At 43.1% G+C, this 23,439-nt stretch carries 23 protein-coding genes, 2 tRNA genes and 1 pseudogene; 4 read left to right on the plus strand and 22 right to left on the minus strand.

Annotation, left to right across the window (positions count from 1 at the left end):
* Positions 1–9 precede the first annotated feature (9 nt).
* The 7 genes from ACQXR1_RS16360 to gutB form a co-directional block, all read right to left on the minus strand.
* Positions 10–981 carry an SPFH domain-containing protein gene (locus tag ACQXR1_RS16360; RefSeq protein WP_069840082.1) on the minus strand — a complete coding sequence of 324 codons (972 nt, stop codon included), beginning with the start codon at positions 979–981 and terminating at the stop codon, positions 10–12.
* Between the two features lie 30 nt (positions 982–1,011).
* Entirely contained in the window at positions 1,012–1,779 is a 768-nt protein-coding gene (locus ACQXR1_RS16365) for a TPM domain-containing protein (RefSeq protein WP_430772501.1), read from the minus strand.
* Complete coding sequence (locus ACQXR1_RS16370; RefSeq protein WP_014663034.1) at positions 1,779–2,804, minus strand: TFIIB-type zinc ribbon-containing protein; 1,026 nt, start codon at positions 2,802–2,804, stop codon at positions 1,779–1,781. The genes ACQXR1_RS16365 and ACQXR1_RS16370 overlap by 1 nt, the downstream gene beginning before the upstream one ends.
* 65 nt (positions 2,805–2,869) lie before the next feature.
* Positions 2,870–3,553: a PspA/IM30 family protein gene (locus tag ACQXR1_RS16375; RefSeq protein WP_430772502.1), complete on the minus strand. Its 684-nt coding sequence runs from the start codon at positions 3,551–3,553 to the stop codon at positions 2,870–2,872.
* Positions 3,554–3,747: 194 nt separating this feature from the next.
* Positions 3,748–4,710, minus strand: a complete 963-nt coding sequence (locus ACQXR1_RS16380) for a carbohydrate kinase family protein (RefSeq protein WP_430772503.1) — start codon at positions 4,708–4,710, stop codon at positions 3,748–3,750.
* Between the two features lie 94 nt (positions 4,711–4,804).
* Positions 4,805–6,196 carry an MFS transporter gene (locus ACQXR1_RS16385; RefSeq protein WP_430772504.1) on the minus strand — a complete coding sequence of 464 codons (1,392 nt, stop codon included), beginning with the start codon at positions 6,194–6,196 and terminating at the stop codon, positions 4,805–4,807.
* 73 nt (positions 6,197–6,269) lie between these two features.
* A complete protein-coding gene (gene gutB / locus ACQXR1_RS16390; protein ID WP_069840103.1) occupies positions 6,270–7,331 on the minus strand; it encodes a sorbitol dehydrogenase in 1,062 nt (353 codons plus the stop codon).
* 201 nt (positions 7,332–7,532) lie between these two features.
* On the opposite strand from gutB, the gene ACQXR1_RS16395 reads away from it, so the two are divergent.
* Positions 7,533–10,022, plus strand: coding sequence for an NB-ARC domain-containing protein (locus ACQXR1_RS16395; RefSeq protein WP_430772505.1), 2,490 nt, complete (start codon positions 7,533–7,535; stop codon positions 10,020–10,022).
* An 82-nt stretch (positions 10,023–10,104) separates the two neighbouring features.
* Here the strand turns inward: ACQXR1_RS16395 and ACQXR1_RS16400 are convergent, their stop codons facing one another.
* The 4 genes and pseudogenes from ACQXR1_RS16400 to groES all read right to left on the minus strand — a co-directional run bounded on the left by ACQXR1_RS16400 (position 10,105) and on the right by groES (position 13,726).
* Entirely contained in the window at positions 10,105–10,794 is a 690-nt protein-coding gene (locus tag ACQXR1_RS16400) for an alpha/beta hydrolase (protein ID WP_430772511.1), read from the minus strand.
* Positions 10,795–10,938: 144 nt separating this feature from the next.
* A pseudogene (locus ACQXR1_RS16405) lies at positions 10,939–11,233 on the minus strand (hypothetical protein); the annotation flags it as partial.
* A 529-nt stretch (positions 11,234–11,762) separates the two neighbouring features.
* On the minus strand, positions 11,763–13,397 hold the full coding sequence (groL, locus tag ACQXR1_RS16410) for a chaperonin GroEL (protein WP_243572482.1): 1,635 nt from the start codon (positions 13,395–13,397) through the stop codon (positions 11,763–11,765).
* A 44-nt stretch (positions 13,398–13,441) separates the two neighbouring features.
* On the minus strand, positions 13,442–13,726 hold the full coding sequence (groES, locus tag ACQXR1_RS16415; RefSeq protein ID WP_003155970.1) for a co-chaperone GroES: 285 nt from the start codon (positions 13,724–13,726) through the stop codon (positions 13,442–13,444).
* 238 nt (positions 13,727–13,964) lie between these two features.
* Here groES and ACQXR1_RS16420 point away from each other — a divergent pair, with 238 nt between their 5' ends.
* Positions 13,965–14,699 carry a type II CAAX endopeptidase family protein gene (locus ACQXR1_RS16420; protein ID WP_148343756.1) on the plus strand — a complete coding sequence of 245 codons (735 nt, stop codon included), beginning with the start codon at positions 13,965–13,967 and terminating at the stop codon, positions 14,697–14,699.
* The gene (locus ACQXR1_RS16425) at positions 14,696–14,887 is read left to right on the plus strand and encodes a YdiK family protein (protein WP_003225680.1); all 192 of its coding nucleotides are present in this window, start codon (positions 14,696–14,698) and stop codon (positions 14,885–14,887) included. Before ACQXR1_RS16420 ends, ACQXR1_RS16425 begins: the two co-directional genes overlap by 4 nt.
* Before the next feature lie 37 nt (positions 14,888–14,924).
* Here ACQXR1_RS16425 and tatC read toward each other — a convergent pair whose 3' ends face one another.
* Genes tatC through moaC form a run of 4 tightly spaced genes read right to left on the minus strand, consistent with a single transcriptional unit; the run spans position 14,925 to position 17,047 of the window.
* Positions 14,925–15,689: a twin-arginine translocase subunit TatC gene (tatC, locus tag ACQXR1_RS16430; RefSeq protein ID WP_103031660.1), complete on the minus strand. Its 765-nt coding sequence runs from the start codon at positions 15,687–15,689 to the stop codon at positions 14,925–14,927.
* 6 nt (positions 15,690–15,695) lie between these two features.
* Positions 15,696–15,869: a sec-independent protein translocase protein TatAY gene (gene tatAY / locus ACQXR1_RS16435; RefSeq protein WP_003234072.1), complete on the minus strand. Its 174-nt coding sequence runs from the start codon at positions 15,867–15,869 to the stop codon at positions 15,696–15,698.
* A 21-nt stretch (positions 15,870–15,890) separates the two neighbouring features.
* Positions 15,891–16,538: a redox-sensing transcriptional repressor Rex gene (locus ACQXR1_RS16440; RefSeq protein ID WP_003234073.1), complete on the minus strand. Its 648-nt coding sequence runs from the start codon at positions 16,536–16,538 to the stop codon at positions 15,891–15,893.
* Positions 16,535–17,047 carry a cyclic pyranopterin monophosphate synthase MoaC gene (gene moaC, locus ACQXR1_RS16445; protein ID WP_003243499.1) on the minus strand — a complete coding sequence of 171 codons (513 nt, stop codon included), beginning with the start codon at positions 17,045–17,047 and terminating at the stop codon, positions 16,535–16,537. The genes ACQXR1_RS16440 and moaC overlap by 4 nt, the downstream gene beginning before the upstream one ends.
* 125 nt (positions 17,048–17,172) lie before the next feature.
* Here moaC and ACQXR1_RS16450 point away from each other — a divergent pair, with 125 nt between their 5' ends.
* The gene (locus ACQXR1_RS16450) at positions 17,173–19,101 is read left to right on the plus strand and encodes an ABC-F family ATP-binding cassette domain-containing protein (RefSeq protein WP_430772506.1); all 1,929 of its coding nucleotides are present in this window, start codon (positions 17,173–17,175) and stop codon (positions 19,099–19,101) included.
* 225 nt (positions 19,102–19,326) lie between these two features.
* Here the strand turns inward: ACQXR1_RS16450 and tsaD are convergent, their stop codons facing one another.
* From tsaD to ACQXR1_RS16485, 7 genes are all read right to left on the minus strand, one after another.
* The gene (tsaD, locus tag ACQXR1_RS16455) at positions 19,327–20,367 is read right to left on the minus strand and encodes a tRNA (adenosine(37)-N6)-threonylcarbamoyltransferase complex transferase subunit TsaD (RefSeq protein WP_069840093.1); all 1,041 of its coding nucleotides are present in this window, start codon (positions 20,365–20,367) and stop codon (positions 19,327–19,329) included.
* The gene (rimI, locus tag ACQXR1_RS16460; protein WP_003243019.1) at positions 20,360–20,815 is read right to left on the minus strand and encodes a ribosomal protein S18-alanine N-acetyltransferase; all 456 of its coding nucleotides are present in this window, start codon (positions 20,813–20,815) and stop codon (positions 20,360–20,362) included. The genes tsaD and rimI overlap by 8 nt, the downstream gene beginning before the upstream one ends.
* 9 nt (positions 20,816–20,824) lie before the next feature.
* Positions 20,825–21,514 carry a tRNA (adenosine(37)-N6)-threonylcarbamoyltransferase complex dimerization subunit type 1 TsaB gene (gene tsaB, locus ACQXR1_RS16465; protein WP_430772507.1) on the minus strand — a complete coding sequence of 230 codons (690 nt, stop codon included), beginning with the start codon at positions 21,512–21,514 and terminating at the stop codon, positions 20,825–20,827.
* Positions 21,495–21,971, minus strand: coding sequence for a tRNA (adenosine(37)-N6)-threonylcarbamoyltransferase complex ATPase subunit type 1 TsaE (tsaE, locus tag ACQXR1_RS16470; RefSeq protein ID WP_430772508.1), 477 nt, complete (start codon positions 21,969–21,971; stop codon positions 21,495–21,497). The genes tsaB and tsaE overlap by 20 nt, the downstream gene beginning before the upstream one ends.
* 14 nt (positions 21,972–21,985) lie before the next feature.
* Entirely contained in the window at positions 21,986–22,963 is a 978-nt protein-coding gene (gene thiL / locus ACQXR1_RS16475; RefSeq protein ID WP_430772509.1) for a thiamine-phosphate kinase, read from the minus strand.
* A gap of 180 nt (positions 22,964–23,143) precedes the next feature.
* Positions 23,144–23,220, minus strand: a tRNA-Asp gene (locus tag ACQXR1_RS16480).
* Positions 23,221–23,285: 65 nt separating this feature from the next.
* Positions 23,286–23,362: transfer RNA gene (locus ACQXR1_RS16485), tRNA-Met, on the minus strand.
* Between the last annotated feature and the right edge of the window lie 77 nt (positions 23,363–23,439).

Raw genomic sequence — 23,439 nt, forward strand, 5'->3', positions numbered from 1 at the left:
GTATGATTCTTATACAAGCTTCTGGCCGCAATTCGGACAAAAATTGGCTTCGCCCGTTTTTGTTCCGCAGTTTGGACAGAAATTCGGTTTGCTTCCGCTGCCAGTTGACTGTGGGCCTGATGACTGTGCCTGCTGACTCTGATTCATTTGATTCATCATCTGATTGGCCATATTCATTCCCATCATCATTCCTGCCATATCCGAAGCCGCTCCGCCTCCGCTCATCTTTCCGGATGCCATTCCATCCGTCATCGATATTTGCTGGTATCTGTTCACATCCCCAACCATACCGTAGGAAGCGTTCTTTGTTATCATATCCTGAACCTCTTGAGGGTAATTAAAGCTCATGATTTGAAAACCAGTGACCGTCATCCCGTCACTTATTAATTGCATATCTAAGTCCTCTTGTATTCCCTTAGCAATATCAAAAGCGTTTGCTTGAAGATTAAACATATCTTTCCCTTCTCTTGTGATCCACTTCATGAGAAGCTGGTCCAGAATAGAAGTGATACGGGTTTTAATATCCTCTACATAATATTGATCCTTCACGCCAGCGATTTTATCAATCAGGCTGATATAGTCCTGCACTTTAAAATTAAATGTGCCGTTTGCGCGAATGGGCATCCCGCCTGGCATTCCCGCTGCCGGAATATTTATCGCCTGTTTTGTTCCCCATCTTACGGTAAATTCCTTCGTATTGACAAACAGCACCTCGGCACGCATGCCGCTGTTAAAACCAAACTTAAAGCCCTTTAACGTTGAAAGGAATGGAATAATTTCTGATTCAATATCATAATCGCCATCATCTTGAAAAACCCCTTCAACCCGCCCATTGTTCAAAAAGACAGCATCCTGTCCGGGACGAATGATCAAACGGCTCCCTTTTTTGATTTCACGATTGTTCCATTTATAAAAAATCATATCATCTCTAAATTCTTCCCACTCTATTACATTTGCTAATTGGTTTCTGAAAAACGACATGTTACCTCTTCCCTTCTCTATTTTCTACTACTAGAAACTGCCCCGGCTTCCACTGTATGACGTGCCGCCTTTCGTCACACCGCCATCGCTGCCGCTGTCTTTATCATTTGATGGTTTTCTTTCTCTTGTTACAGTCGTTCTGATATAAGTGTCATATTGATCAATCACATCAGACGTACGCTGATCCATATATGTATTCCCATTAACCGTTACTTTGCCGCCCGCCTGATAAAGCATAATTGAAACCGCAATTCCCCCGACTGCGATGGCAGCAATCAGCTGAAACCACCATGTGAAGAATATGTTGTCGGGGTTTATTCCCGGTTTTATGCCCATATCTTTATAGGAAAGCTGAATATATGTCTCAAAAGCTTTGAAATAATTTTCATTGGATAAATCAGATGAAATCGTATTTCTGATGCTGTTTAGCCTGCTGTTGTCCAAATACTTTTCAGCTTTTTTGTAGCCCGAGATGAATACTTCTCTATCCGCCATATCAATCGTTAAAATAGCTGTACTGCCTTTTCCGTAACGATCATAAAAATCGCCGGCATAATCGGCAATATCTTCACCATTTGTGCTTTTAGTCGTAATAATAATGAAATCAGTGTCTCTCTTTGCACCTAGCTCTGCCGAGAGAGATTCAAGTTTTTCGATTTCTGTTTTTGATAATAGATGGGCATGGTCATACACATGCTGCTGTGATTCAGAAGCTCTTGCCGCTTCGATCCCCAGTAAAGGCATCATGATGAAAACCGCCAGCACAACAAAGATCGCTTTCCCTAAAAATCCCCGCATCAAAATCCGCCTCCCATCATCAATGAGACGAGCTTCAATGCAAGAAATGTCCCGCCTGCTATTCCGCTAAACCATGCCGCTACTTTTCCTGAACTGATCGGCGGCTTTCCGACGACCTTACCTGTTTGCCCGTTCATCGCAAAGATATGCTCCGCTCTTTCATAATCGTAACTGACCATCCAAACGGGAAGCAAAACGTAAAAGCTGTTCACATTTTTCGTGTGAATATGTTTGTCCCTCACATTGACTGACGTATATCCGGAAAAAGTAGAATGGATGTATGAATCTATATAACTGCTTATTTTCTCTTTTGCCCTTGGAAAAAGCTCCTCATCGGTATAATTGTACTTTTCCGCAATATAGCCGGCCAAATATGCCGTTTGAAAGTCCTTCAGCTGATCGTATGAATATGGCTCCAACTTATCCATTAACTCATCATTCATTTTTTCTGAGGCATCAACAGGAATTTTCAAATAATCGAGATTGATATCACGAAACGCTTCAAAATGCTCTGTTTCTGTGCATATATAATCCCCTTCTTCATACTGGTGGACTCTGGTACAGTTTGCTCTCACCTGTACTTCACTATTTAAATCAAACATCCAAAACGGAATATACATGCCGGTGATGCTTTTAATTCGATCAGCCGACATGAAACCTCTTGGTGTCAGAAGGCCTTTTTTGCACCACTTTCGAAATGCCTGTTCGGCTTCTTGCTTGCTGATTGTAAATGGGATGACTTTCGCCGGTGCCAAATGTCCTGATAAACGATCGGCAAGTATTGCAGCACCCCCGCAGAAGCTGCACGTCGTTGCTGTCGTTTCAGCTTCCGTGATCAAAACGGCGCCGCAGTTTTCACATTGATATTCTTTTGCCTCATCTTCAGAAAACCGCGCCGCAATGTTTTCTTTCGGAAGGCTTTCAATATTGTCCTGTCTTCCGCAGCTGCCGCAGGATAACGAGCCGGTTTCACTGTCAAATGCCATATCACTGCCGCAGTTCGGACACTTATAAGATATTATCATTACCGTTCCCTCTCACATCTTATGATAAAATGGCGCCGCAGCCGAAAGCTGCGGCATCCTATGTATTATTTATCGAGCATCATTTTCGCTTTTAACGCCGCAAGCTCATCATCAACCTGGCTTGTACCGCCAGTGTCATACTTTGCAGTCAGATCAGCCATATCATCCTGTGGAGCGCTGTTCAGTTCAGCCATTGCATTGGCCTGGTCTAGCGCCTTATTTACTTTGTCCTCCATTCGGCCGAATGCAGACATTGATTGGCTTGTACTCGAAACAGAGGCGCCCAGTTTGTTCATTTTTTCTTGTGTTTTCGCTACTGCCCACTTCGCCTTGATCATATTTTTGCGTGCTTCCAGCTCTCCAATGTCAGATACCAATTTGTCATGCATCTTTCTCATCTGTGCTGCATTGGTTGCAGCAATTTGATTCGCCGTCTGCAGCTCAGAAAGCTTTGATTCCAAAGATGTTTTTCTTTCAAGGAACTTTCTCGCATCGCCCTCATTCCCGGCTTGCAGCGCCTTCATTGCATAGCTTTCCATCTTTTCCATATCCGCCTGGCACTCGTGATATTCTCTTTTTGCTCTCTGCTCCTCAGCCATAACAGCTGCTGTTTCTGCCTTAACCTTAGCCAAATCGTTATTCATGTTTCTTAAATATTGATCTACCATTTTCTCCGGATTTTCAGCCTTGTCCAATAAAGCATTGATATTCGCAGACATAATATCTTTAAATCTTCCAATTATACTCATTATACCGTTCCTCCTAAAGCTATTCGGTAACCCTTGTTACATATACTATTTATTATCGTTAAAAGTTTCACTTTTTTAATAAAAAATGACATTTCAAACGAAAAATATACAACTTTTTACCTGAACAAAAATGTAAGCAATAAAAAAAGGTGCCCCCAAAAGTCCAAAGACTTTTAAGAAACACCTTCAATGATTTACAAAGAAACTTCAATCTCATCCATGCTTGGCAGTGCATCAATCGCTCCAATTTTAGTGCACACAAGAGCTCCGACCTTATTGGCAAACGCCACAATCTCACGCAGCTTCACAAAATCTGCTTCTACAGATTGAATATGGTCCGTGTTTGCCAATTGATATAAAGCCGCACCGACAAAAGCATCTCCCGCTCCTGTTGAGTCGATTGATGTCACCGGAATACTTGGAATGATTTCACGGCCTTTTCCATTGGAAAGAAGCGTTCCGCTTTTCCCAAGGGTCACAGCGACAATCTTGGCTCCGATCTCATGAAGGATCGCAACTCCCTTTTCATGATCCTTCACACCGCTGATAATCTCAAGCTCCTCGTCACTGACTTTTACAAAATCACTTACAGCGATCGCTTTTTTCGCGACACTTACAAACTCTGAGACTCTCCCCTTCCATAAATCTTCACGATAGTTAGGGTCAAACGAGATAAACTGTCCATTATCCTTCGCAATCGACATCAGCCGTAAATAAGCTGAGCAAAATGGATCTGATAACAGAGCCGTTGCAGAGCCGAAATGAAGGATTTTCGCTTTGTTTACTTTTTCCTGGTCAATATCCTCCAGCGTAAACAAAGCGTCCGCGCCTCTATTAAAAACAAAGTCACGCTCTCCGTTTTGTTTTAATGAAACAAAAGCAAGAGTTGTAGGCGCTTTCTCATCCATCACCAGCATAGAGGTATCGACATGTACAGCGTCCAATGTGCGCTTCAGAAAATACCCAAATGGATCCTTGCCTACTTTTCCGCTGAAAGCGGCGTCTCCACCCAGCTTGGCAATCGCTGCTGACACATTCGCCGGTGCACCGCCGGCACTTTTCAAGAATTGGCGCCCGTCCATTAAATCAACGTCAACATCGGTACAAAAGAAATCAATTAACAATTCTCCAATACAAACAACAGATTGACTACGCATATTATCACACTCATTTATAAAGTCTAGATTATAGTCTCAGTATATTACTTTCTGCTATAAATACAACATTGAATATTGAAAATTTTACATATATTTATTTCGCAGACCTTTGCTCCAGCTCAGAGATGATATGCTTATATCTTTTTTCCGTTAAAGGATAGAAGGCGATGAGAATAATAGAAAGAAAAATGAAAAATCCCGGAATCAAAGCATTCATGTTTTTAATCGCATTCAATGACGTAACTGTCTGGTCTGCATTCGCCACATACCCCGCGATTCCTAAATAAATGGCCGAAAATGAACCGGCTAACGCCACACCCAGCTTATTAATAAAGCTCATGCTCGAAATCACCACACCATCCGCGCGAATTCCGGTTTTCCATTCCGCATAATCGACACAATCCGCAACCATTCCCCAAGCAAGCGTATTTAAAGGCGTTGTGAAAAATCCCGATGCAAAAAGCCAAATGAAAATGAGTGTAATGGAAGAATACGGCGTAAAATGCAGGCCGGCATAAGAAATAAGCGATAGAGCCGCCGTGATAATCATGACTTGTTTTCTTCCCCACTTCTCAGAAAAGAAAGGAATAAACAAATTGCTGATCAGCGCTGCTCCGAAAAATAAAACGGTTCCCATAAACACAAATTCTTTATGGTTTACGTTATACGTAAAATAATACACCATCGTGCTGAGCTTAATATTAAACCCGATCGCAAAAGCTAAAAATGATGAAATTAGCATAATCAAAGGTTTGTTTCGGAATAAAACGGATAATGTCTTTTTGATCCCTTGTTTTTTTCTCTTTTTAGGCTGAATCCGCTCCCGTACAGTAAAGAAACTGAATAGATTCAAAACAATGCTGACCGCCGCGTAGATGAGCGCAGTCATTTGAAATCCAAACGCCTGATCCTCTCCTCCGATAGCAGTTGCAAGCGGTGTCGCACAGGAAATGGATAAAAGAATTCCGATATACACCAAAATCATCCGGGTTGTGGTTAGAACCGTCCGTTCCTCCACAGAATTCGTCATCCGCCCCGTTAGGCTGTTCACCGGGATTGTTTGCATACTAAAGGACATCCCAAGCAGAATATAGGTGACGTACGCATATACCATATTCCCGGTCTCACCGAAATGAGGCGTCGTGAAACATAAGAATGTGAATAGCGCAAAAGGAAATGCCACCCACAGCAAATATGGCCTTGCTTTTCCCCACCTTGTATTCGTTTTATCTAAAATCAATCCCATGATCGGGTCAAAAATAGCATCCAGCACACGCACAACAAGAAACAAAGTTGCGATCACCGCAGGCTGAATGCCGCCGACGTCTGTATAATAAAATAATAAGTATGCGTTTACAAACTGAAAGATAATATTATACGACATATCGCCGAATCCATAGCCGATTCGTTCAAACCAGGACAGTCCGGTGCTGGATTTTGACTGGTGCTTCACTTTCATTGCCGTTACTTTTTCCGTTTCAATCATCATTTCCCACCCCAAGAATCCGTTTTCATTTCCAGTACACAAGAGGGAGAATACAAAGATCCTCCCTGTTCACTCAGCGATTTGGATACACCATCACTTTTAAACATTCATTCTTAAATTGAAGCGCCCGCTCCATCGCCTCTTGTGTCTGCTCCAGTGAATATTGGTCCGTTATAAGATGCTTCGTGTCCACAATGCCGGAAGCGAGAAATTCGATTCCCTTCGGATACGTATTGGCATAACGGAAGATCCCGTAAATATCAATCTCGTTATCCGCAATAAACGGCACATTGAGCGGAATCTCGTTTTGTGAAGGCAAACCGACAATCGCCAATTTTCCGCCCCGGCGCACAGAAGCCAGTGCAGTTTGCAGTGCCGCTGGATTCCCCGCTGTTTCCCAAGCAACATCAACGCCTTTTTCATTCGTGATCGTCTTAATCTCTTCAAGCGCATCCTGTTCACGGATATTAATGACATGAGTCGCTCCCATTTTTTTCGCAGCCTCTAACCGCAGCGGCTCTAAGTCAGTGACGATAATTCTGCCTGCCCCAAATGCTTTAGCTGCGGCAACGGCCATTAACCCAACAGGGCCCATCCCCATAATCGCAATTGTTGATCCGGGCTGAAGCTTCGTTCTTGCCGCCGCATGAATGCCGACAGAAAACGGCTCGATCAAAGCAGCATCTTCATAAGAAAGTGAGTCTGGGATAGAGAAAACAAAGTCCTGCCGCATTTTGATATATTGGACAAACGCGCCGTCCACCGGCGGTGTAGCCAAAAACTGTACATCCGGGCAAAGATTATAGCGCCCTTCCTTGCACGCCTCACAGCGTCCGCACGTAACACCCGGCTCTACAGCGACGCGGTCTCCCACCTTGAATTGATCGACGGATGATCCGACAGCGGCAATTTCGCCTGCACATTCATGGCCTAGGATAAATGGTTTTTCCACTACATAGTTGCCGATTCGGCCATTTGTATAGTAATGCAGATCTGATCCGCAAATTCCGACAGCCATCACCTTAATCAACACTTCATCCTGATTGATGTCAGGCACAGGCACTGTTTCGATTTTGATTTCTCTTGTGCTATGCATAACAGCCGCTTTCATGTTCTGAGGTACTGTGTGAGTCATTTGGCAAATTCCTTTCTTCAGAAAATAAAATGTAAGTGCATACATTTTTGTTTTCTCTGTTACTGCCCCCATTTTATCTGCTTTTCAAGACGTTCAACAGCCTTTTCTGCTGTATAAAAGGACAGCGGCACTGTACTTTTATTTTTTCATATACAAAAAACGCTGAATTGATAAAATAGTACTAATAGGAGGTGCAGGCTTATGGCTGAACTTGAAAACCGAAAACAATTTGCACAACTGCTGGCACCTGGCGTCAAAACGCTAAAACTTCATCCTGATTATAAAGTCAGAAGGAAAAAGAACGAAAAAACAGGACAGTCTTACATAGATAAAATCGCACTCCAGCTGGGAGTCTCCCCAAACACGATCAAAAGCTGGATCGGACAGATGGGGGTAAACTACATTCCCGGGAGAATTGAGGACGGAAAACTGTTCGGAATGATCTGGATCATTCTCGAAAAGACCGACTTGGATATCGAGTGGTTGACCGACCTGCTGGAAACCACCACCATCCCAGTCATCAAACCCGCATTGCCTGTATGGGCAGCGTCTTGTTTGAAAAAAGCAAAAACACTGCGAAAGGACGGGTCATTCGGAGCTCCCCATGATGACGATATAGAAAAAGCAGTAAAGCGGCTTTTTCATGACAGACCTAACCAAGAAACGAATGCGCTTACAGAGCAGCCAATCACGCATAACCTACCGTCACGCTGGTCAGCACACTTTATCGGACGCAGCTTTGATATGGAAGCGATACGGCAATGGATGCTTTCTCCGTCACCAGTCTGTTTAATCACCGGCTGGGCCGGTATGGGTAAAACCACAGTCGCTCTTGAAGCCGCCTATTCCTGTGTCGACGATACTTCAGATTGGCCCTCATTCAACAGCATCATTTGGGTCAGCGCTGATTGGAAAGGATTGAGCTTTAGCGATTTTTTAAATACGATCGCCTATCAGCTCGGGCGCACAGAACAAATCGATAAATCAATCAATGAAAAACGGTTTGTCGTCCGCAATGCGTTAGCCAATTACACTAGAGAAAAACCGATCCTCCTGATCGTTGACAGCATTGATACTGCAGAACGTGACATTCACGAATTTATCACAAGCCTTCCGCAAGGCGTAAAAGTTCTCCTCACTGCACGGGAAAACGTAAAACAAACCTATCGGGAAAGCTTCGGAGAAATGACAGCTATTCAGCTGAGCGGCCTTGACCAAACAGATGCCTTGGATTTTTTTCAGCAAGAAGTGCACCGATGCTTACAAACATGCAACCTCCCACATAAACGGGAAAAGCTGGAGCAGCTGTTACAGCTATCGGCTGGCCTGAAAAACGAATTCATTTCAGCGACTGCCGGAAACCCGAAAGCCATGGCACTCAGCATCGCCTATATGTCAGATGATGACATACCCGCTCAGCAGCTGATTCATGAACTTGGAAAAGCGGGCTACTCACTGCTGGAATTGTTTGAGTTCCTCTTCGGCCGCACCTGGGATAGATGCAATGAAGATACGCGAAAGCTATGGCAGACGCTTTGCTTTTTCAGCAAGCCGCCTGATGAAAAAAGCCTGGCAGCAGCAGCCGGATTAGACGCCCGCCGTTTTCATTACGCGATTGAACAAATGCGGTCAAATGCGCTGATTCAGCCGGAACGAAACCAAGGCAGGACGCAATACTTAGCGCACCAAACCGTTGTCGCCTACGGAGAACAGCACTTATCCGAACAGCACGAATATGAAAAAGAAGCCCGCAATCGCTGGGCGCACTATTATATTGATTATGCCGAAACCCATTTAAAGCGTGAACAGCCCAACTCTATCTATTGGAGCTACCTGCTGGGACGGAACTTAGATCAAATGAAACAAGAATGGCCAAACATCTTAAAGGTCATCAAATGGGCAAGCGAAACCGATCAAAAAGAAATCCTAATCGAACTCATCACCCGCGTCAGCCATTTTCTAAGCAGAATCAACCTGCCCTTACGTATCGAATACGGATGCAAAGCCGCCGACGCCGCCCATCAATTAGGCAAACACACACGAGAAGCGTTCTTCCGAATCGACACAGCAGGCTGGGCACTGATGGAAGTCAATGATTTAGACGGAGCGCTTCAGCAAATAGAAGCCGGGCTGAAGATTCTTGAACAATCAGACGCTCAAGATGCCCATGATCTAAAAGTTTGGGGACACGCACTCAAAGCAAGGCTGTTTTTAAAAGCCGGGCAACAGAAAAAAGCAGAGACCATTTTAAGCGAAATTGAAGATCAACCAATTTCCCCTACAATTCAACATAGGGTTCTGCTGGTTCGCGGAGACCTAAGCTTTGCGAGAGGTCATGAGGAAGAAGCCATTCAATTATACGAAGCCGCAAATGAAATCAGCTCCACGTACGGCGGCGAAAAAACGATAGAAGCCTATTTCAATCTGGGTGTCGCTTACGTGAAATGTGATCAGTTTGAAAAAGCGGAAGAAGCCTTTGAGCAGATGCTCTATGACAAACATAACGCCAATCAAGTTGAACTGATCTACTATCACTACGGAATGGCACAGCTGTTGTATCGTAAAGGAGAGAAAACGAAAGCTATGGAAGCTAATCATAAGGCAATCCGTTTGATTGATTCGTGGGAGCCTGCGATTGGGATTCGGGGAGAGGTGGAACGATTAGCAAGGGCGACTAAAGAAAACGAGTAGTACGAATTCTGTCAGCAATCTCACTCAATAAATAGGAAAGGCCAACTTAAGTTGCAGTTGGCCTTTCGTTTCTTATTAAGGTCTACAAATGTACTGAACCAGGTTTTCCCGTATTTATCCTTTCTCTTATAAAGGAAAGCGTATCATTCGCCAACTTTTTTCGACAAAGAACAATACCAGAATGACCACAATTGTAGACATATCTTGTAGGTCTCCCCCAACTTTCCCATAAATAATCGGCATCTTTTAAGTCTATATACTGATCATGTTTAGCAGAGATCAGCAGTACGTTATCTTTATTAACTTTAGGCAAGGCTTGACTAGGATCTGTGATATCCCAATATTTTATTAACTCATTATAGGTCACACCATTTTGTTCTAATTCTTCTCTTATGTATTTACCTGGGATCGTGTTCCATATCGAATAAGAAAGGCGATTGGCATAAAAGATAGATACCACTACATCAATTTTCGATTCCAGGGTAGCAATTAGATTAGTAACCCATCCCCCAAGGCTTACTCCGACTATGATAACAGGCCCTTTTTTATTTGCTTTTATCCAGTGAATGAACGCCCGTAAATCTACAATAGCCTGTCTTGTCGACTCAATTGTACGATCAATATTTGCACTAATCATCAATTCGCCACTATACAGTGAGTTTTCCGGTTCTCTTTCAAAATGGTATGGAAGAGAATAATAATACATATTCCAGCCTAAATCGTTCATTATACGATTATGAAATATCTTTTTGACTCTATCGAACGAATCCATGCGCCAGCCGTGTACAAAGATGACATTGGGCGGATCTATGTCATTTTCATTTAAAAAAACCTCCCCTTTTAAAGTATCATTAACAAGATTCCCAGATTGAATTAAGGATTTATAACGAAACGTTCCAACCCTATACTTTTTTTTAGATTCATTCAAATCAATTGAAACATCAGCTATATTTGCACTGTAAAATTCCTCTCTATCATTGATATCGACTGTAAAAGCAGCAGAAAAATGTTTATCTATGCTTCTTTTTCTGTGTAAATCATATAAAGCCAAACGATCTATCATTTTTGAGAAATGCACTATTATAAGTCCTCCTTGATAATCATAAAAAACTAATATTAGAGTTAATAATTGAATTGTCTGTCTCCAGAGAGTCGGGACGGATATTATCAAGATGTTGTTGGAAGAACCTAACTACATCGACAGTTAATTTTCAGGAATCAGATTATTCTGCTGTTCTTTATATTTAACATACATCGGGTAGTAGCTAAAAAGCAGCACAAATAGACATTTTAAAAGGATTTCTCTTTGACAGTGTTTCTCTTGGGGAAACGTCTAAGAGATAACTGGGGCTTTTTTGTCTTATGAGAGGATACCATCTCGTGTCTGCAATAGGGAGAGAAGTAACAGAGGTTTGGACGAATAATTTTTAAACCCTATTTATAATCATAACAGAAATGCAGTTTACTGAAGTTACAGTAAGCCGAGACGTAAACAGGAATCTGCGCCGGTAGAATTTTGTATTTTGGTCAATTGTATAGTTCATATCGGGATTATTAAAAATATTAAAAATCGACATAGAACATTGGTGAAAAAGTCAAACTACGAAAGACAGAAAAAAGCCTCTCACAAGTTCGGTGAACTCATGAGAAGCCTCGAAAATTCATAAATGGATCAATAGGGCATCAAAAATGACGTCCGTTGCCGACAAACCCTTGTAAATCAAGGATTTTTTGTCGGTTTTACATCATGCCGCCCATACCGCCCATGCCGCCCATATCAGGCATTCCTGCGCCGCCACCGTTTTCTTCTGGCTTGTCAGCGACAACAGCTTCTGTTGTTAAGAACATTGCAGCTACAGACGCAGCGTTTTGAAGAGCTGAGCGTGTAACTTTAGTTGGGTCAACGATACCTTTTTCGATCATGTTTACCCATTCGCCAGTTGCAGCGTTGAAGCCTACGCCGATTTCTTCGTTTTTGAGGCGCTCAACGATGACAGATCCTTCAAGACCAGCATTGTGTGCGATTTGACGGATTGGCTCTTCAAGCGCGCGAAGCACGATGTTGATACCTGTTTGAGCATCGCCTTCAGCTTCAACTGCAGCGACTTTGTTATATACGTTTACAAGCGCTGTACCACCACCGGATACGATGCCTTCTTCAACAGCTGCGCGAGTTGAGTTCAGGGCGTCTTCGATGCGAAGTTTACGCTCTTTCAGTTCAGTTTCAGTCGCAGCGCCGACTTTGATGACAGCTACGCCGCCAGCAAGTTTAGCAAGACGCTCTTGTAATTTTTCTCTGTCGAATTCAGAAGTTGTTTCTTCCACTTGAGCGCGGATTTGAGTCACACGGGCAGAAATTTTGTCTGTTTCGCCAGCGCCTTCAACGATTGTTGTGTTTTCTTTAGTAACGACAACTTTAGAAGCGCGTCCCAATTGAGCGATTTGAGTAGATTTCAGGTCAAGGCCAAGATCTTCTGTGATGACTTCTCCGCCAGTAAGGACAGCGATGTCTTCAAGCATTGCTTTACGGCGGTCACCGAAGCCAGGAGCTTTAACAGCAACTGCGTTGAATGTGCCGCGAAGTTTGTTCACAACAAGTGTTGCAAGTGCTTCGCCTTCAACGTCTTCTGCGATCAGAAGCAATGGTTTGCCTTGCTGAACAACCTGCTCAAGCACAGGAAGGATTTCTTGAATGTTTGTGATTTTTTTGTCTGTGATTAAGATGTAAGGATTGTCAAGAACCGCTTCCATCTTATCAGAGTCAGTTACCATGTAAGGAGACGCATATCCGCGGTCGAATTGCATACCTTCAACAACTTCAAGCTCAGTTGTGAAGCCTTTAGACTCTTCGATTGTGATAACGCCGTCGTTTCCTACGCGCTCCATTGCTTCAGCGATAAGGCTTCCGACTTCCTCATCAGCAGCAGAGATCGCAGCAACCTGAGCGATAGACTCTTTGCCTTCGATTGGCTTAGAAATTTCTTTTAAGTTTTCGATCGCAACCGCTACAGCTTGTTCCATACCTTTACGCACGCCTACAGGGTTAGCGCCTGCTGTTACGTTTTTAAGGCCTTCACGGATCATTGCTTGCGCAAGAACTGTCGCAGTTGTTGTACCGTCACCGGCAACGTCGTTTGTTTTGCTGGCTACTTCAGCAACAAGCTTCGCACCCATGTTTTCAAACGCGTCTTCGAGTTCGATTTCTTTAGCGATTGTTACACCGTCATTTGTGATTAACGGAGAACCGAATTTTTTCTCTAGAACCACGTTGCGTCCTTTTGGTCCTAAAGTTACTTTTACAGCATCAGCAAGTGCATCGACACCGCGAAGCATTGCGCGGCGGGCTTCTTCACTAAACTTAATATCTTTTGCCATGTTTACAGTACCTCCTCGAATTTTTAAATGTTTTTATTTAAGAATTAGCCGATAACAGCTAAAATGTCGCTTTCACGTAAGATTAAGTATTCAGTACCTTCGTATTTCACTTCAGTACCTGCGTATTTTGAGAAGATAATGCGGTCGCCCTCTTTTACTTCTAAAGCAACGCGCTCTCCGCTTTCTAACACGCGACCTGAACCAGCTGCCACGATTTTGCCTTCTTGCGGTTTTTCTTTTGCAGAATCCGGCAACACAATTCCGCTGGCAGTTTTTTCTTCAGATTCTACGAGTTCAATGACAACGCGATCACCTAATGGCTTTAACAATGTAATAACCTCCTCAATAGTATGAATATGTAATTTTAGCACTCAGCACTAAAGAGTGCTAACACAATTCTTATAATAAAGAATCTCCCTTCCAATTTCAAGTGATAAGATAAAAAATTTTTCACGCTTACATCATTCTTTTCCGCTCGCTTTTCCGTTAGCTTTTTCACCCCCGTACCGATTATGTTACAATAGCTGTAGATGAACGAAACCCACTTAACAAAGGAGTACATACCATTTGAGAAAACAGTATTGGTTTATTATTTTGACATATATCATCATGCAGTTTTCCGCATTAATCGCGATTCCCTTGTTATTTAAATTCGGTTATGCCGGAGGACAGCCTACAAATGAAAATATGCTGCATGCACAAGGATTATGGTCCGTCATCAGCTTTATCGCCTGTCTCGTTATTGTTCTGCTCATTTTGAGAACCGTTCCGAAAGAAACGCTGCGAAACGGACAGAAGGACTCAATCGGACTTTCTATCCTTTGGGCGATAGCCGGTTTTTTCATTGCCCTTTTCTCTCAAGGAATTGCAGGCTCTATTGAATACTATGTATTTGGCATCGGAAGAGAATCAGAAAATACACAAGCGATTCTGGATGTCATTCAGGCAGTCCCGCTCATGATTATCGTTTCTTCCGTCGTCGGGCCTATATTAGAAGAAATCATCTTCAGAAAAATCATTTTCGGGGCACTGTACGAAAAAACGAATTTCTTCTTCGCCGGACTGATTAGCTCGGTTATTTTCGGTATTGTTCACGCTGATTTGAAGCATCTTCTTCTATATACAGCAATGGGCTTTACCTTTGCCTTTTTATATGCGAGAACAAAACGGATATGGGTGCCGATTTTCGCCCATTTAATGATGAATACATTCGTTGTCATCATGCAGCTTGAGCCTGTTCAGAAATACCTTGAACAGCAGAGTACACAAATGCAACTGATTATTGGAGGATTATTTTTATGAGAAACCCGGTAGTTTGGGGAATGATCTACTTTGCCGTAGGGTGCATCTTTACTTATCTTGCCGCAAGCTCGCCAGGCAGCATGTGGTCATTTTACTCCATCCTGCTGATGGTGTTCGCCGCTTACAACATCAGCATTTCTTTTAAGATGTTCGCCTTTTCATTTAAAATCAAAAAGAACCAGAAATAAAGAAAATCCATTTCTCGTATGAGAAATGGATTTTTTATTATTGCCCGGAAGACACGTCCTGATCGGCAGCACTGCTTCTCTGCGCTTTCCGATAAGCGGTCTTCGATATCAGAATACTGATTTCATATAAAATCAACAGCGGGACCGTCACCATCATATGGGACAGTAGCTCAGGCGGTGTAATCAGGGCAGCGATCACCAAGAGCGTAAAATACGCATACTTTCTGATTTTCGCTAAGAACATCGGTGTCACAATTCCGAGCCTGGTCAAAAACATGAGAATGACCGGCATTTGGAACAGCAGTCCAAACGGAATCGTCAGCTGCAGAAGAAAATGAAAATATTCATTAATTCCGATCACCTGATTGACATTCAAGTCCTGAGAAATCCGCTTCATAAAATCAACAACAAAAGGAAATAAAATATAATATGAAAAAGATAAGCCCGCTAAAAACAGCAAAATAGAGATCGGAATGTAGCTGAGCGTTACTTTGCGCTCTTTCTCATAGAGGCCCGGGCTCACAAAAGCCCAAAGCTGATAAAGAATAACCGGCGAGGTCAGGACGATGCCGATGATAAACGCAAACTGCATAAACACATAAAGCGGGTCTGTCAGGTTAAACGCGTTAAGCGTAAGCTGCTTCGCTTCATCTGTTTCTTGCAGATACACAATAATCGGCTTCGCTAAAAAAAATCCAGCAATAAAGAAAACGACAAACGCCAGCGCTACAATCAGCAACCGTTTTCGAAGCTCAGCAATATGCTCCAGCAGCGACATTTGATTCACTTTCATTCGTGTCATCCTAACTTACTGATCTTCTTTCTTTTTTTCCTCTTCATCACTTGTTAATCCTTTAGTAGCGTTTTTGAATTCACGAAGTGTGTCTCCGGCTGCTTTGCCCAATTCAGGCAGCTTTTTGGGACCGAAGATAATCAGAGCAACGATTGCGATAACAGCAAGGCTTCCAGGACCGATCGGCATATTTGGGCTCCTCCTTTCCCTCTATTCGATTTCCTCTAAAACTGAATAATGCTTCAAGAAATAAACCAGTGACTGAAGCTCAACTGCTAAATCTATATGATGAATTCGAATGTGTTCCGGCACATTCAAACGGGCCGGCGTAAAATTAAGGATTCCCTTGATTCCTAACGCAACCAATCTGTCTGTAATGGATTGAGCGGCAACTGCTGGCACTGTAAGAATGGCAACTGATTCATCTTTTACGTGTTGTTCAAGGTCATCAAGGTTATAGACGGGCACGCCGCCTACCTCAGTTCCTATTTTACTCTCATTTATATCAAAAGCCATAGAAATTTTTGTGTTATTATTTTTTGTGAAATTATAGTGAAGAAATGCCGTTCCCAAGTTCCCGACACCAATCAAAATGACATCAGTCATCTCATCCTGATCAAGCGTTTTTCGGAAAAAAGACAGCAAATAATCCACATTATATCCGTATCCTTTTTTGCCAAGAGCTCCAAAATAGGAAAAATCCCTCCGAATCGTGGCAGAATCAACCTTTACGGCATCACTGAGTTCAGCGGATGATACACGCTGTTTTCCTGACGCATGCAGATTCTTTAAAAAGCGATAGTAAAGCGGCAGCCGTTTCGCCGTCGCCTGCGGAATTTTTGATTGATCCTTATTCATTTTTGGTCCTCCAAATTATACTCGGATAGTTCTCTTTTAAAGTCACCGTTTTTCCCGCCTGTCTTCTCAAGCAAGAAAGTAGGGCCGATGACCATTCCCTTATCAAGGGCCTTGCACATATCGTAAACGGTAAGAGCGCACACCGATGCAGAAGTGAGCGCTTCCATTTCCACACCTGTACTCCCTTTCGTTTTGACCTGTGCTTTTATATGAAGTATAACTTCTGCTTCTTTTATTTTCCAGTCAAACGATATATCTACCCCGCTCAATGAAAGCGGATGGCACATTGGAATGATATTCGACGTTTGCTTTGCGGCCATAATGCCTGCCACCTGTGCGACAGCCAGCACATCTCCTTTGCCGATATCGTGACTCTGTATTTTCTCGTACACCTCATTCTTCATGTGTACGCTTGAAACAGCCGCCGCAGTACGGACAGTCGAAGATTTTTCGCTGATATCCACCATCTGGGCTCTGCCCTGTTCATTAAAATGAGAAAATCCATTCATATTAAAACGCTCCTTAAACAGATCATACACTATTTTCTTCTCTATGTCTTATATGGCCAATGTATTGTTTGCTGACTTCTGGTTCATAAGCTACACTTAACTTATTATAACAGAGGTGAAATAATATGATGATCTTACAAGTTAATCAGCTGTCCAAATCGTTTGGTGCTGATACTATTTTAAACAATATAAAGCTGGAAGTCAGAAATCGTGATCGCATCGCCATTGTAGGAAGAAATGGCGCCGGAAAATCTACGCTCCTTAAAATTATCGCAGGCCAGCTTTCGTATGAAAAGGGCGAAATTATTAAACCGAAAGATACTACAATGGGATATCTCGCCCAGCATACTGGCTTGGATTCTAAGCTTACCATAAAAGAAGAGCTGCTGACTGTTTTTGACCACTTAAAAGCAATGGAAAAGGAAATGCGGGCTATAGAAGAAAAAATGGCGGCAGCTGACCCGGGTAAATTAGAAAGCATCATGAAAACCTACGACCGCCTTCAGCAGGAATTCAAAGATAAAGGCGGCTATCAATATGAAGCGGATGTCAGATCTGTGCTGCATGGCCTCGGCTTCAGCCATTTTGACGATTCTACACAGGTTCAAAGCCTCAGCGGAGGCCAAAAAACAAGACTGGCTTTAGGTAAGCTTCTGTTAACACAGCCTGATTTACTCATTCTCGATGAGCCGACAAACCATCTGGATATTGATACGCTTACCTGGCTTGAGCATTATTTACAAGGCTATTCAGGCGCCATTCTCATCGTTTCGCATGACCGCTACTTTTTGGACAAAGTGGTAAACCAGGTATACGAGGTATCAAGAGCCGAAAGCAAAAAGTATCACGGCAACTACAGCGCTTATCTCGACCAAAAAGCCGCGCAGTATGAAAAGGATCTTAGACTGTATGAAAAGCAGCAGGACGAAATCGCAAAGCTGCAAGACTTCGTAGACCGAAATCTGGCGAGAGCCTCTACCACCAAAAGGGCGCAAAGCCGCAGAAAGCAGCTTGATCGAATGGAAGTCATGTCAAAACCGCTTGGCGATGAAAAATCCGCAAACTTTCATTTTGATATTACCAAACAGAGCGGAAATGAAGTCCTCCGTGTTCAGGATCTCACAATCAGCTATGAAAACCAGCCGCCGCTTTTAACAGAAGTATCATTCATGCTGACAAGAGGAGAAAGCGCCGCGCTTGTCGGCCCTAACGGAATTGGTAAATCAACATTGCTGAAAACATTAATAGACACCCTAAAACCAGATCAAGGAACGATCTCATATGGCTCAAATGTCAGTGTCGGCTACTATGATCAGGAACAGGCTGAACTGACTTCCTCTAAACGTGTTCTTGATGAGCTGTGGGACGAGTACCCCGGGCTCCCAGAAAAAGAAATCAGAACGTGTCTCGGAAATTTCTTATTCTCCGGAGATGACGTGCTGAAACCCGTCCATTCACTGAGCGGGGGCGAAAAAGCAAGATTGGCTCTAGCTAAGCTGATGCTTCAAAAAGCCAACTTTCTCATCCTTGATGAACCGACAAACCATCTGGACTTAGACAGCAAAGAAGTTCTCGAAAACGCGCTGATTGATTATCCAGGTACACTGTTATTTGTCTCACATGACAGATATTTTATTAACAGAATCGCCACAAGAGTGCTGGAGCTTTCTTCAAGCCATATAGAGGAGTATCTGGGAGATTACGATTATTATACAGAGAAGAAAACAGAGCAGCTTGAATTGGAGAAAATGAATCAGCAAGAAGAAACTGAAACAACGCCAGCTGCAGTGAAGTCTGACTCCAAACGTTCCTACGAGGAAGAAAAAGAATGGAAAAAGAAAGAGCGCCAACGACTTCGTCGAATTGAAGAAATTGAAGCCACTGTTCAGAGCATTGAAGAAAACATCAGCCGCAATGATGAATTGCTATGTGATCCTGAAGTCTATCAGGATCATGAAAAAGTACAAGCTATCCATGCAGACAATGAGAAACTCAATCAGGAGCTGGAATCCCTTTTGTCCGAATGGGAAGAACTATCCACAGAAGAAGATTAAAAAAGTCAAGCACCTCTTTTTAGAGGTGCTTTTTATCCACAGAAAATAACCTTATAAACAAGTGAAGTAAGCGCTTTATACACATTATCCACAAAATATTCTGAATTTATCCACTTGATTAACAGTAACTTCAGCCCTTTATCCATCTATATCTCTATAATTGCTCACAGATATGTGGATAAATTGTGAATTATCTGTTAATAACAAATAAAAAGTCTCACGCTATTATCTCGTGAGACTTTGATAAGAAGTCAATTCAAGGCCAGGCTGCCCATTCATATCGTATGCACCGCGAATACCCTTTTCAAAAGCAATTGTGCCAGCGGCAGCAATCATCGCAGCATTATCTGTGCATAACGCTAACGGAGGAATGACAAGCGAAACCCCTTCGTGCTGGGCAAATTCCTTTTCTAATGCAGCTCTGAGACCTCTATTTGCAGCTACTCCGCCGGCTAAAAGAACCTGTTTGACATCATATTCCTTTGCCGCGCGTGCCGTTTTGGTCACCAAGACATCGATCACACTATTTTGGAAGCTGGCAGACAAATCTTCCGGAGCAATCTCTTGCCCTTTTTGAGACGCATTATGAAGCGTATTGATCACCGCAGACTTCAATCCGCTAAAACTGAAGTTGTAAGAGCCTTCTTCAAGCCATGCGCGAGGAAGCGGAATATTGTCATTCCCTTTTTCAGCTAGCTTGTCAATTTGCGGTCCACCTGGATATGGCAGACCCATCGTCCGCGCCACTTTATCGTAAGCTTCTCCTGCCGCATCATCAAGGGTCTCCCCAATGACTTCAAATGATCCATGTTCCTTCATATAAACCAGTTCTGTATGGCCTCCAGAAACGACCAATGCCAGTGCCGGGAACACGATGTCTTCTACAAGACGGTTCGCGTATATATGACCGGCTATATGATGAACGCCTACTAACGGAATGTTATGTGCAAAGCTCAATGCTTTAGCAGCGTTCACTCCGATAAGAAGCGCTCCCACCAGTCCCGGACCTTCCGTGACTGCAATCGCATCAATATCCCTATACGTCATGCCAGCTTTACGAAAAGCCTCTTCTATGACCAATGTAATTTGTTCAACATGATGTCTTGAAGCTATTTCCGGAACGACGCCTCCAAAGCGCTTATGACTTTCAATTTGAGAGGCTACTACGTTTGAAATGATCTCTTTTCCATTTTTCACAATAGCTGCCGCAGTCTCGTCACAGCTTGTTTCAATTCCTAATACGTACATGTCTTTTTGCTCACTCATTTATCGTCACCCACATAATTAACGCATCTTCCCCGTTATCAGTATAATAGTTCTTTCTTATTCCGCCGGGCTGCATCCCGAATTTCTTATATAAGCCTTGAGCAGGATGATTAGAAACCCTCACTTCAAGCGAAAGCCGTCTTGCGTCTTTTTCTTTGCACAGTTCAACAGCTGAGCGAAAAAGCGTTTCCCCTAAAGACTGGCCGCGATACTCTGGTTTTATCGCTATATTTGTAATTTGGGCATCGTCCATCACAATCCAAATCCCGCAATACCCAGCTAGATGGCCGTCCTTTTCAATCACGAGATAATGAGCATACGGGTTTTCCAGCAGCTCATGATAAAACGAATCCTTCGTCCAAGGAGACGTAAAGGAGGATGCTTCGATTTCGTATACGTGATCTATATCCTCAAGCCGCATATTTCTGACCGCTGCTTTTGTTTTCATCCTATCACCCTACTTTTGACTTTCAATCCATTTCGCTTCAGCTTCTGCCAACCGCAAGTAATCAGGGACAAGCCTATGAACATCAGCTGCTTCCTTTTCCTTCCCGAGAAATGCCAATTCTGAAGGACGCGGGTTATGCTGGGCAGCAGTACCAATGAACCCTTTTGTTCCAAGCACTTCCTCGATCATCTGCTTGTGAATAGAAGTATCATGACCTAAAAACAGCACTGGGCTGTCCATTTCTTTTAGCATCTCCAGCCAATCTGCCAGCATCACATTTTGATCTGGAGCAACTTGCTCTAAAAGCCCATTTTTGTACTCATACAGACCTGTGTACACCTGTCCCCGTCTAGCATCAAAGATTGGGCAGATCAGACCGTCAAAATGCCGGCCATTTGCCGCAAGCGTCTCAAGACTTGATACAGCAGTAATTGGAATGTCTAAAGACCAAGCAAGTGTTTTGGCCAGCGTCACACCTATTCTTACTCCTGTGTATGAACCAGGGCCTTTTGCAACGACAATTTTAGATAGGTCCTGCGGTGCCATATCACAATCATTCAGCAATGAATGAACAGCAGGCATCGCTCTTACAGAATGGTTCTTTTTCAAGTATGTAATGTATTCTGCTATAACGGTGTCTCCTCGAAGCAGCACAATGCCCAATGTATAATTTGATGTATCAATTGCTAATATTGTCATGTCTACTTATCTCCTCACAAAGCATTTCGTACCGATTCCCGACAGCAGTAAAGGTGATTTCCCGCTCACTATCACCAGCTCTTTTGATGACAATTTGCAGACGCTCCTGCGGCAGCTGTTCTTCAATTAAATGGGCCCATTCAACGAGACAGATACCTTGTCCGTGAAAATATTCATCGAGTCCCAAATCTTCACTTTCATCTTCCATTCTATATACATCCATATGATAAAGAGGAAGCGAGCCATCGTTATATTCTTTTATAATTGTAAAAGTCGGACTGTTTACAACACGTGTAATTCCCAGCCCTTCCGCAAAACCTTTCGTAAAAGTCGTTTTACCTGCACCTAAATCGCCCTCTAATGTCAGGACGTCTCCCGGTTTAGCAAACGATGCAGCCAGCTTGGCAATTGCTTTTGTTTCTTCAGGATTTACGGTTCTCCACTTTAATTGCTTCACACGAGTCACCTGTCTTATTTAAAATGATTATATCCTTTTTTCTCTAAGATCCTTAATCCGTTATCAGTTTTTAGGATCACGTTGGATCCTGTTTTTTCTCTGACATGGCCAATCTTTGTAATGGGCAGTTGATGCGTTTCACACTTCTGCTTCAACACTTCCCACTCGTCATTTGAAACCGTCCCTGTCAGCTCAAAATCCTCACCGCCAAACAAAGCCCATTCTTTCCAATTACGATGAAGCTTAGGCAGATCAGAATGAATTGGAAGCATGCTTTCATCAATTTCAATTGAAACACAGCTGGCTTCTGCAATCTCGTTCAGTTCACTAGCCAATCCGTCACTAATATCATTTAAAGCCGCCCGATTCATACTTGAGCACAATCTGCCGACACTTACTCTTGGCTGAGGCCGTTTATGCCTGTGGATAAAGTAATCCGTTTCCACAGATGAGTTTTGAAGATTAGTCTCTTCCAGCAATAAAGAAAGTCCTGCTGCAGAAGAACCGATTTCACCCGTTACAAACACTATATCATTCGGTCTAGCCAAGCTGCGTAAACAGGCCCTTCCCTTTTCTACTTCACCGATCACAGTGACAGTTACGACTAATTTGTCAGAGATAGAGACTGTATCACCGCCAATCAGATCCATATGATATAGTTTCCCCAGTTCATTCATTCCTTCATACATCGCCTTGATTTCAGCTTTAGTCCATTTTGAAGGTACCGCAATTGATACCAAATAATATTTAGGAATGCCGCCCATCGCGGCAATATCACTTATATTAACGGCTAACGCCTTATACCCGATATCTTCAGGTGAGGAATAGTGTAATTTGAAGTGCACGTCTTCTACCATAGTATCAACACAAACAATTTCCTGAACGCCGTGTTTCGCAGTGTAGAGCGCTGCATCATCACCAATTCCTACATCAACGGAAGAATGGTGAATGGTCCGTGGAGTAATGCTATGTATCAAATCAAATTCATCCATGAAGCAAAACCTCCTTTCAACCCTAGTTAAGCCTATATGTGCTCTCCCTAGTTTATCGAATTTTGCTAGAATATCCAAGAAGTTGCCGATATAAAGAAAGCTTGGCTAAGACACCAAGCAGAAGATACAGTAAAAGAAAACACAAAAAAAACGAAAACATGATCGTTTCGTTTACATTAATGGCGGTCCGGACGGGACTCGAACCCGCGACCTCCTGCGTGACAGGCAGGCATTCTAACCAACTGAACTACCGGACCATATTTATATAGTGTATTATTTCGGTTGCACCCTTTGGGCACTCCTTTTTTCATTCAAAATAATTTGGTTGCGGGGGCAGGATTTGAACCTGCGACCTTCGGGTTATGAGCCCGACGAGCTACCGAACTGCTCCACCCCGCGATGATATAATTTAAGATAACAGCTTGGCGGCGTCCTACTCTCACAGGGGGAAACCCCCGACTACCATCGGCGCTGAA

Source organism: Bacillus sp. ATD, assembly GCF_050585765.1.
Lineage (GTDB): Bacteria > Bacillota > Bacilli > Bacillales > Bacillaceae > Bacillus > Bacillus stercoris.

Coding starts and splice junctions, on each gene's coding strand:
- gutB (WP_069840103.1), bottom strand. CDS start 7,331: ATGACTCACACAGTACCTCAGAACATGAAAGCGGCTGTTATGCATAGC.
- ACQXR1_RS16440 (WP_003234073.1), bottom strand. CDS start 16,538: ATGAATAAGGATCAATCAAAAATTCCGCAGGCGACGGCGAAACGGCTG.
- ACQXR1_RS16425 (WP_003225680.1), top strand. CDS start 14,696: ATGAGAAACCCGGTAGTTTGGGGAATGATCTACTTTGCCGTAGGGTGC.
- ACQXR1_RS16385 (WP_430772504.1), bottom strand. CDS start 6,196: ATGATTGAAACGGAAAAAGTAACGGCAATGAAAGTGAAGCACCAGTCA.
- ACQXR1_RS16450 (WP_430772506.1), top strand. CDS start 17,173: ATGATGATCTTACAAGTTAATCAGCTGTCCAAATCGTTTGGTGCTGAT.
- thiL (WP_430772509.1), bottom strand. CDS start 22,963: ATGGATGAATTTGATTTGATACATAGCATTACTCCACGGACCATTCAC.
- groL (WP_243572482.1), bottom strand. CDS start 13,397: ATGGCAAAAGATATTAAGTTTAGTGAAGAAGCCCGCCGCGCAATGCTT.
- ACQXR1_RS16360 (WP_069840082.1), bottom strand. CDS start 981: ATGTCGTTTTTCAGAAACCAATTAGCAAATGTAATAGAGTGGGAAGAA.
- ACQXR1_RS16370 (WP_014663034.1), bottom strand. CDS start 2,804: ATGATAATATCTTATAAGTGTCCGAACTGCGGCAGTGATATGGCATTT.
- tsaB (WP_430772507.1), bottom strand. CDS start 21,514: ATGACAATATTAGCAATTGATACATCAAATTATACATTGGGCATTGTG.
- moaC (WP_003243499.1), bottom strand. CDS start 17,047: ATGAATGGATTTTCTCATTTTAATGAACAGGGCAGAGCCCAGATGGTG.
- ACQXR1_RS16395 (WP_430772505.1), top strand. CDS start 7,533: ATGGCTGAACTTGAAAACCGAAAACAATTTGCACAACTGCTGGCACCT.
- tatC (WP_103031660.1), bottom strand. CDS start 15,689: ATGACACGAATGAAAGTGAATCAAATGTCGCTGCTGGAGCATATTGCT.
- tatAY (WP_003234072.1), bottom strand. CDS start 15,869: ATGCCGATCGGTCCTGGAAGCCTTGCTGTTATCGCAATCGTTGCTCTG.
- ACQXR1_RS16380 (WP_430772503.1), bottom strand. CDS start 4,710: ATGCGTAGTCAATCTGTTGTTTGTATTGGAGAATTGTTAATTGATTTC.
- tsaD (WP_069840093.1), bottom strand. CDS start 20,367: ATGAGTGAGCAAAAAGACATGTACGTATTAGGAATTGAAACAAGCTGT.
- ACQXR1_RS16375 (WP_430772502.1), bottom strand. CDS start 3,553: ATGAGTATAATTGGAAGATTTAAAGATATTATGTCTGCGAATATCAAT.
- ACQXR1_RS16365 (WP_430772501.1), bottom strand. CDS start 1,779: ATGCGGGGATTTTTAGGGAAAGCGATCTTTGTTGTGCTGGCGGTTTTC.
- rimI (WP_003243019.1), bottom strand. CDS start 20,815: ATGAAAACAAAAGCAGCGGTCAGAAATATGCGGCTTGAGGATATAGAT.
- ACQXR1_RS16400 (WP_430772511.1), bottom strand. CDS start 10,794: ATGGATTCGTTCGATAGAGTCAAAAAGATATTTCATAATCGTATAATG.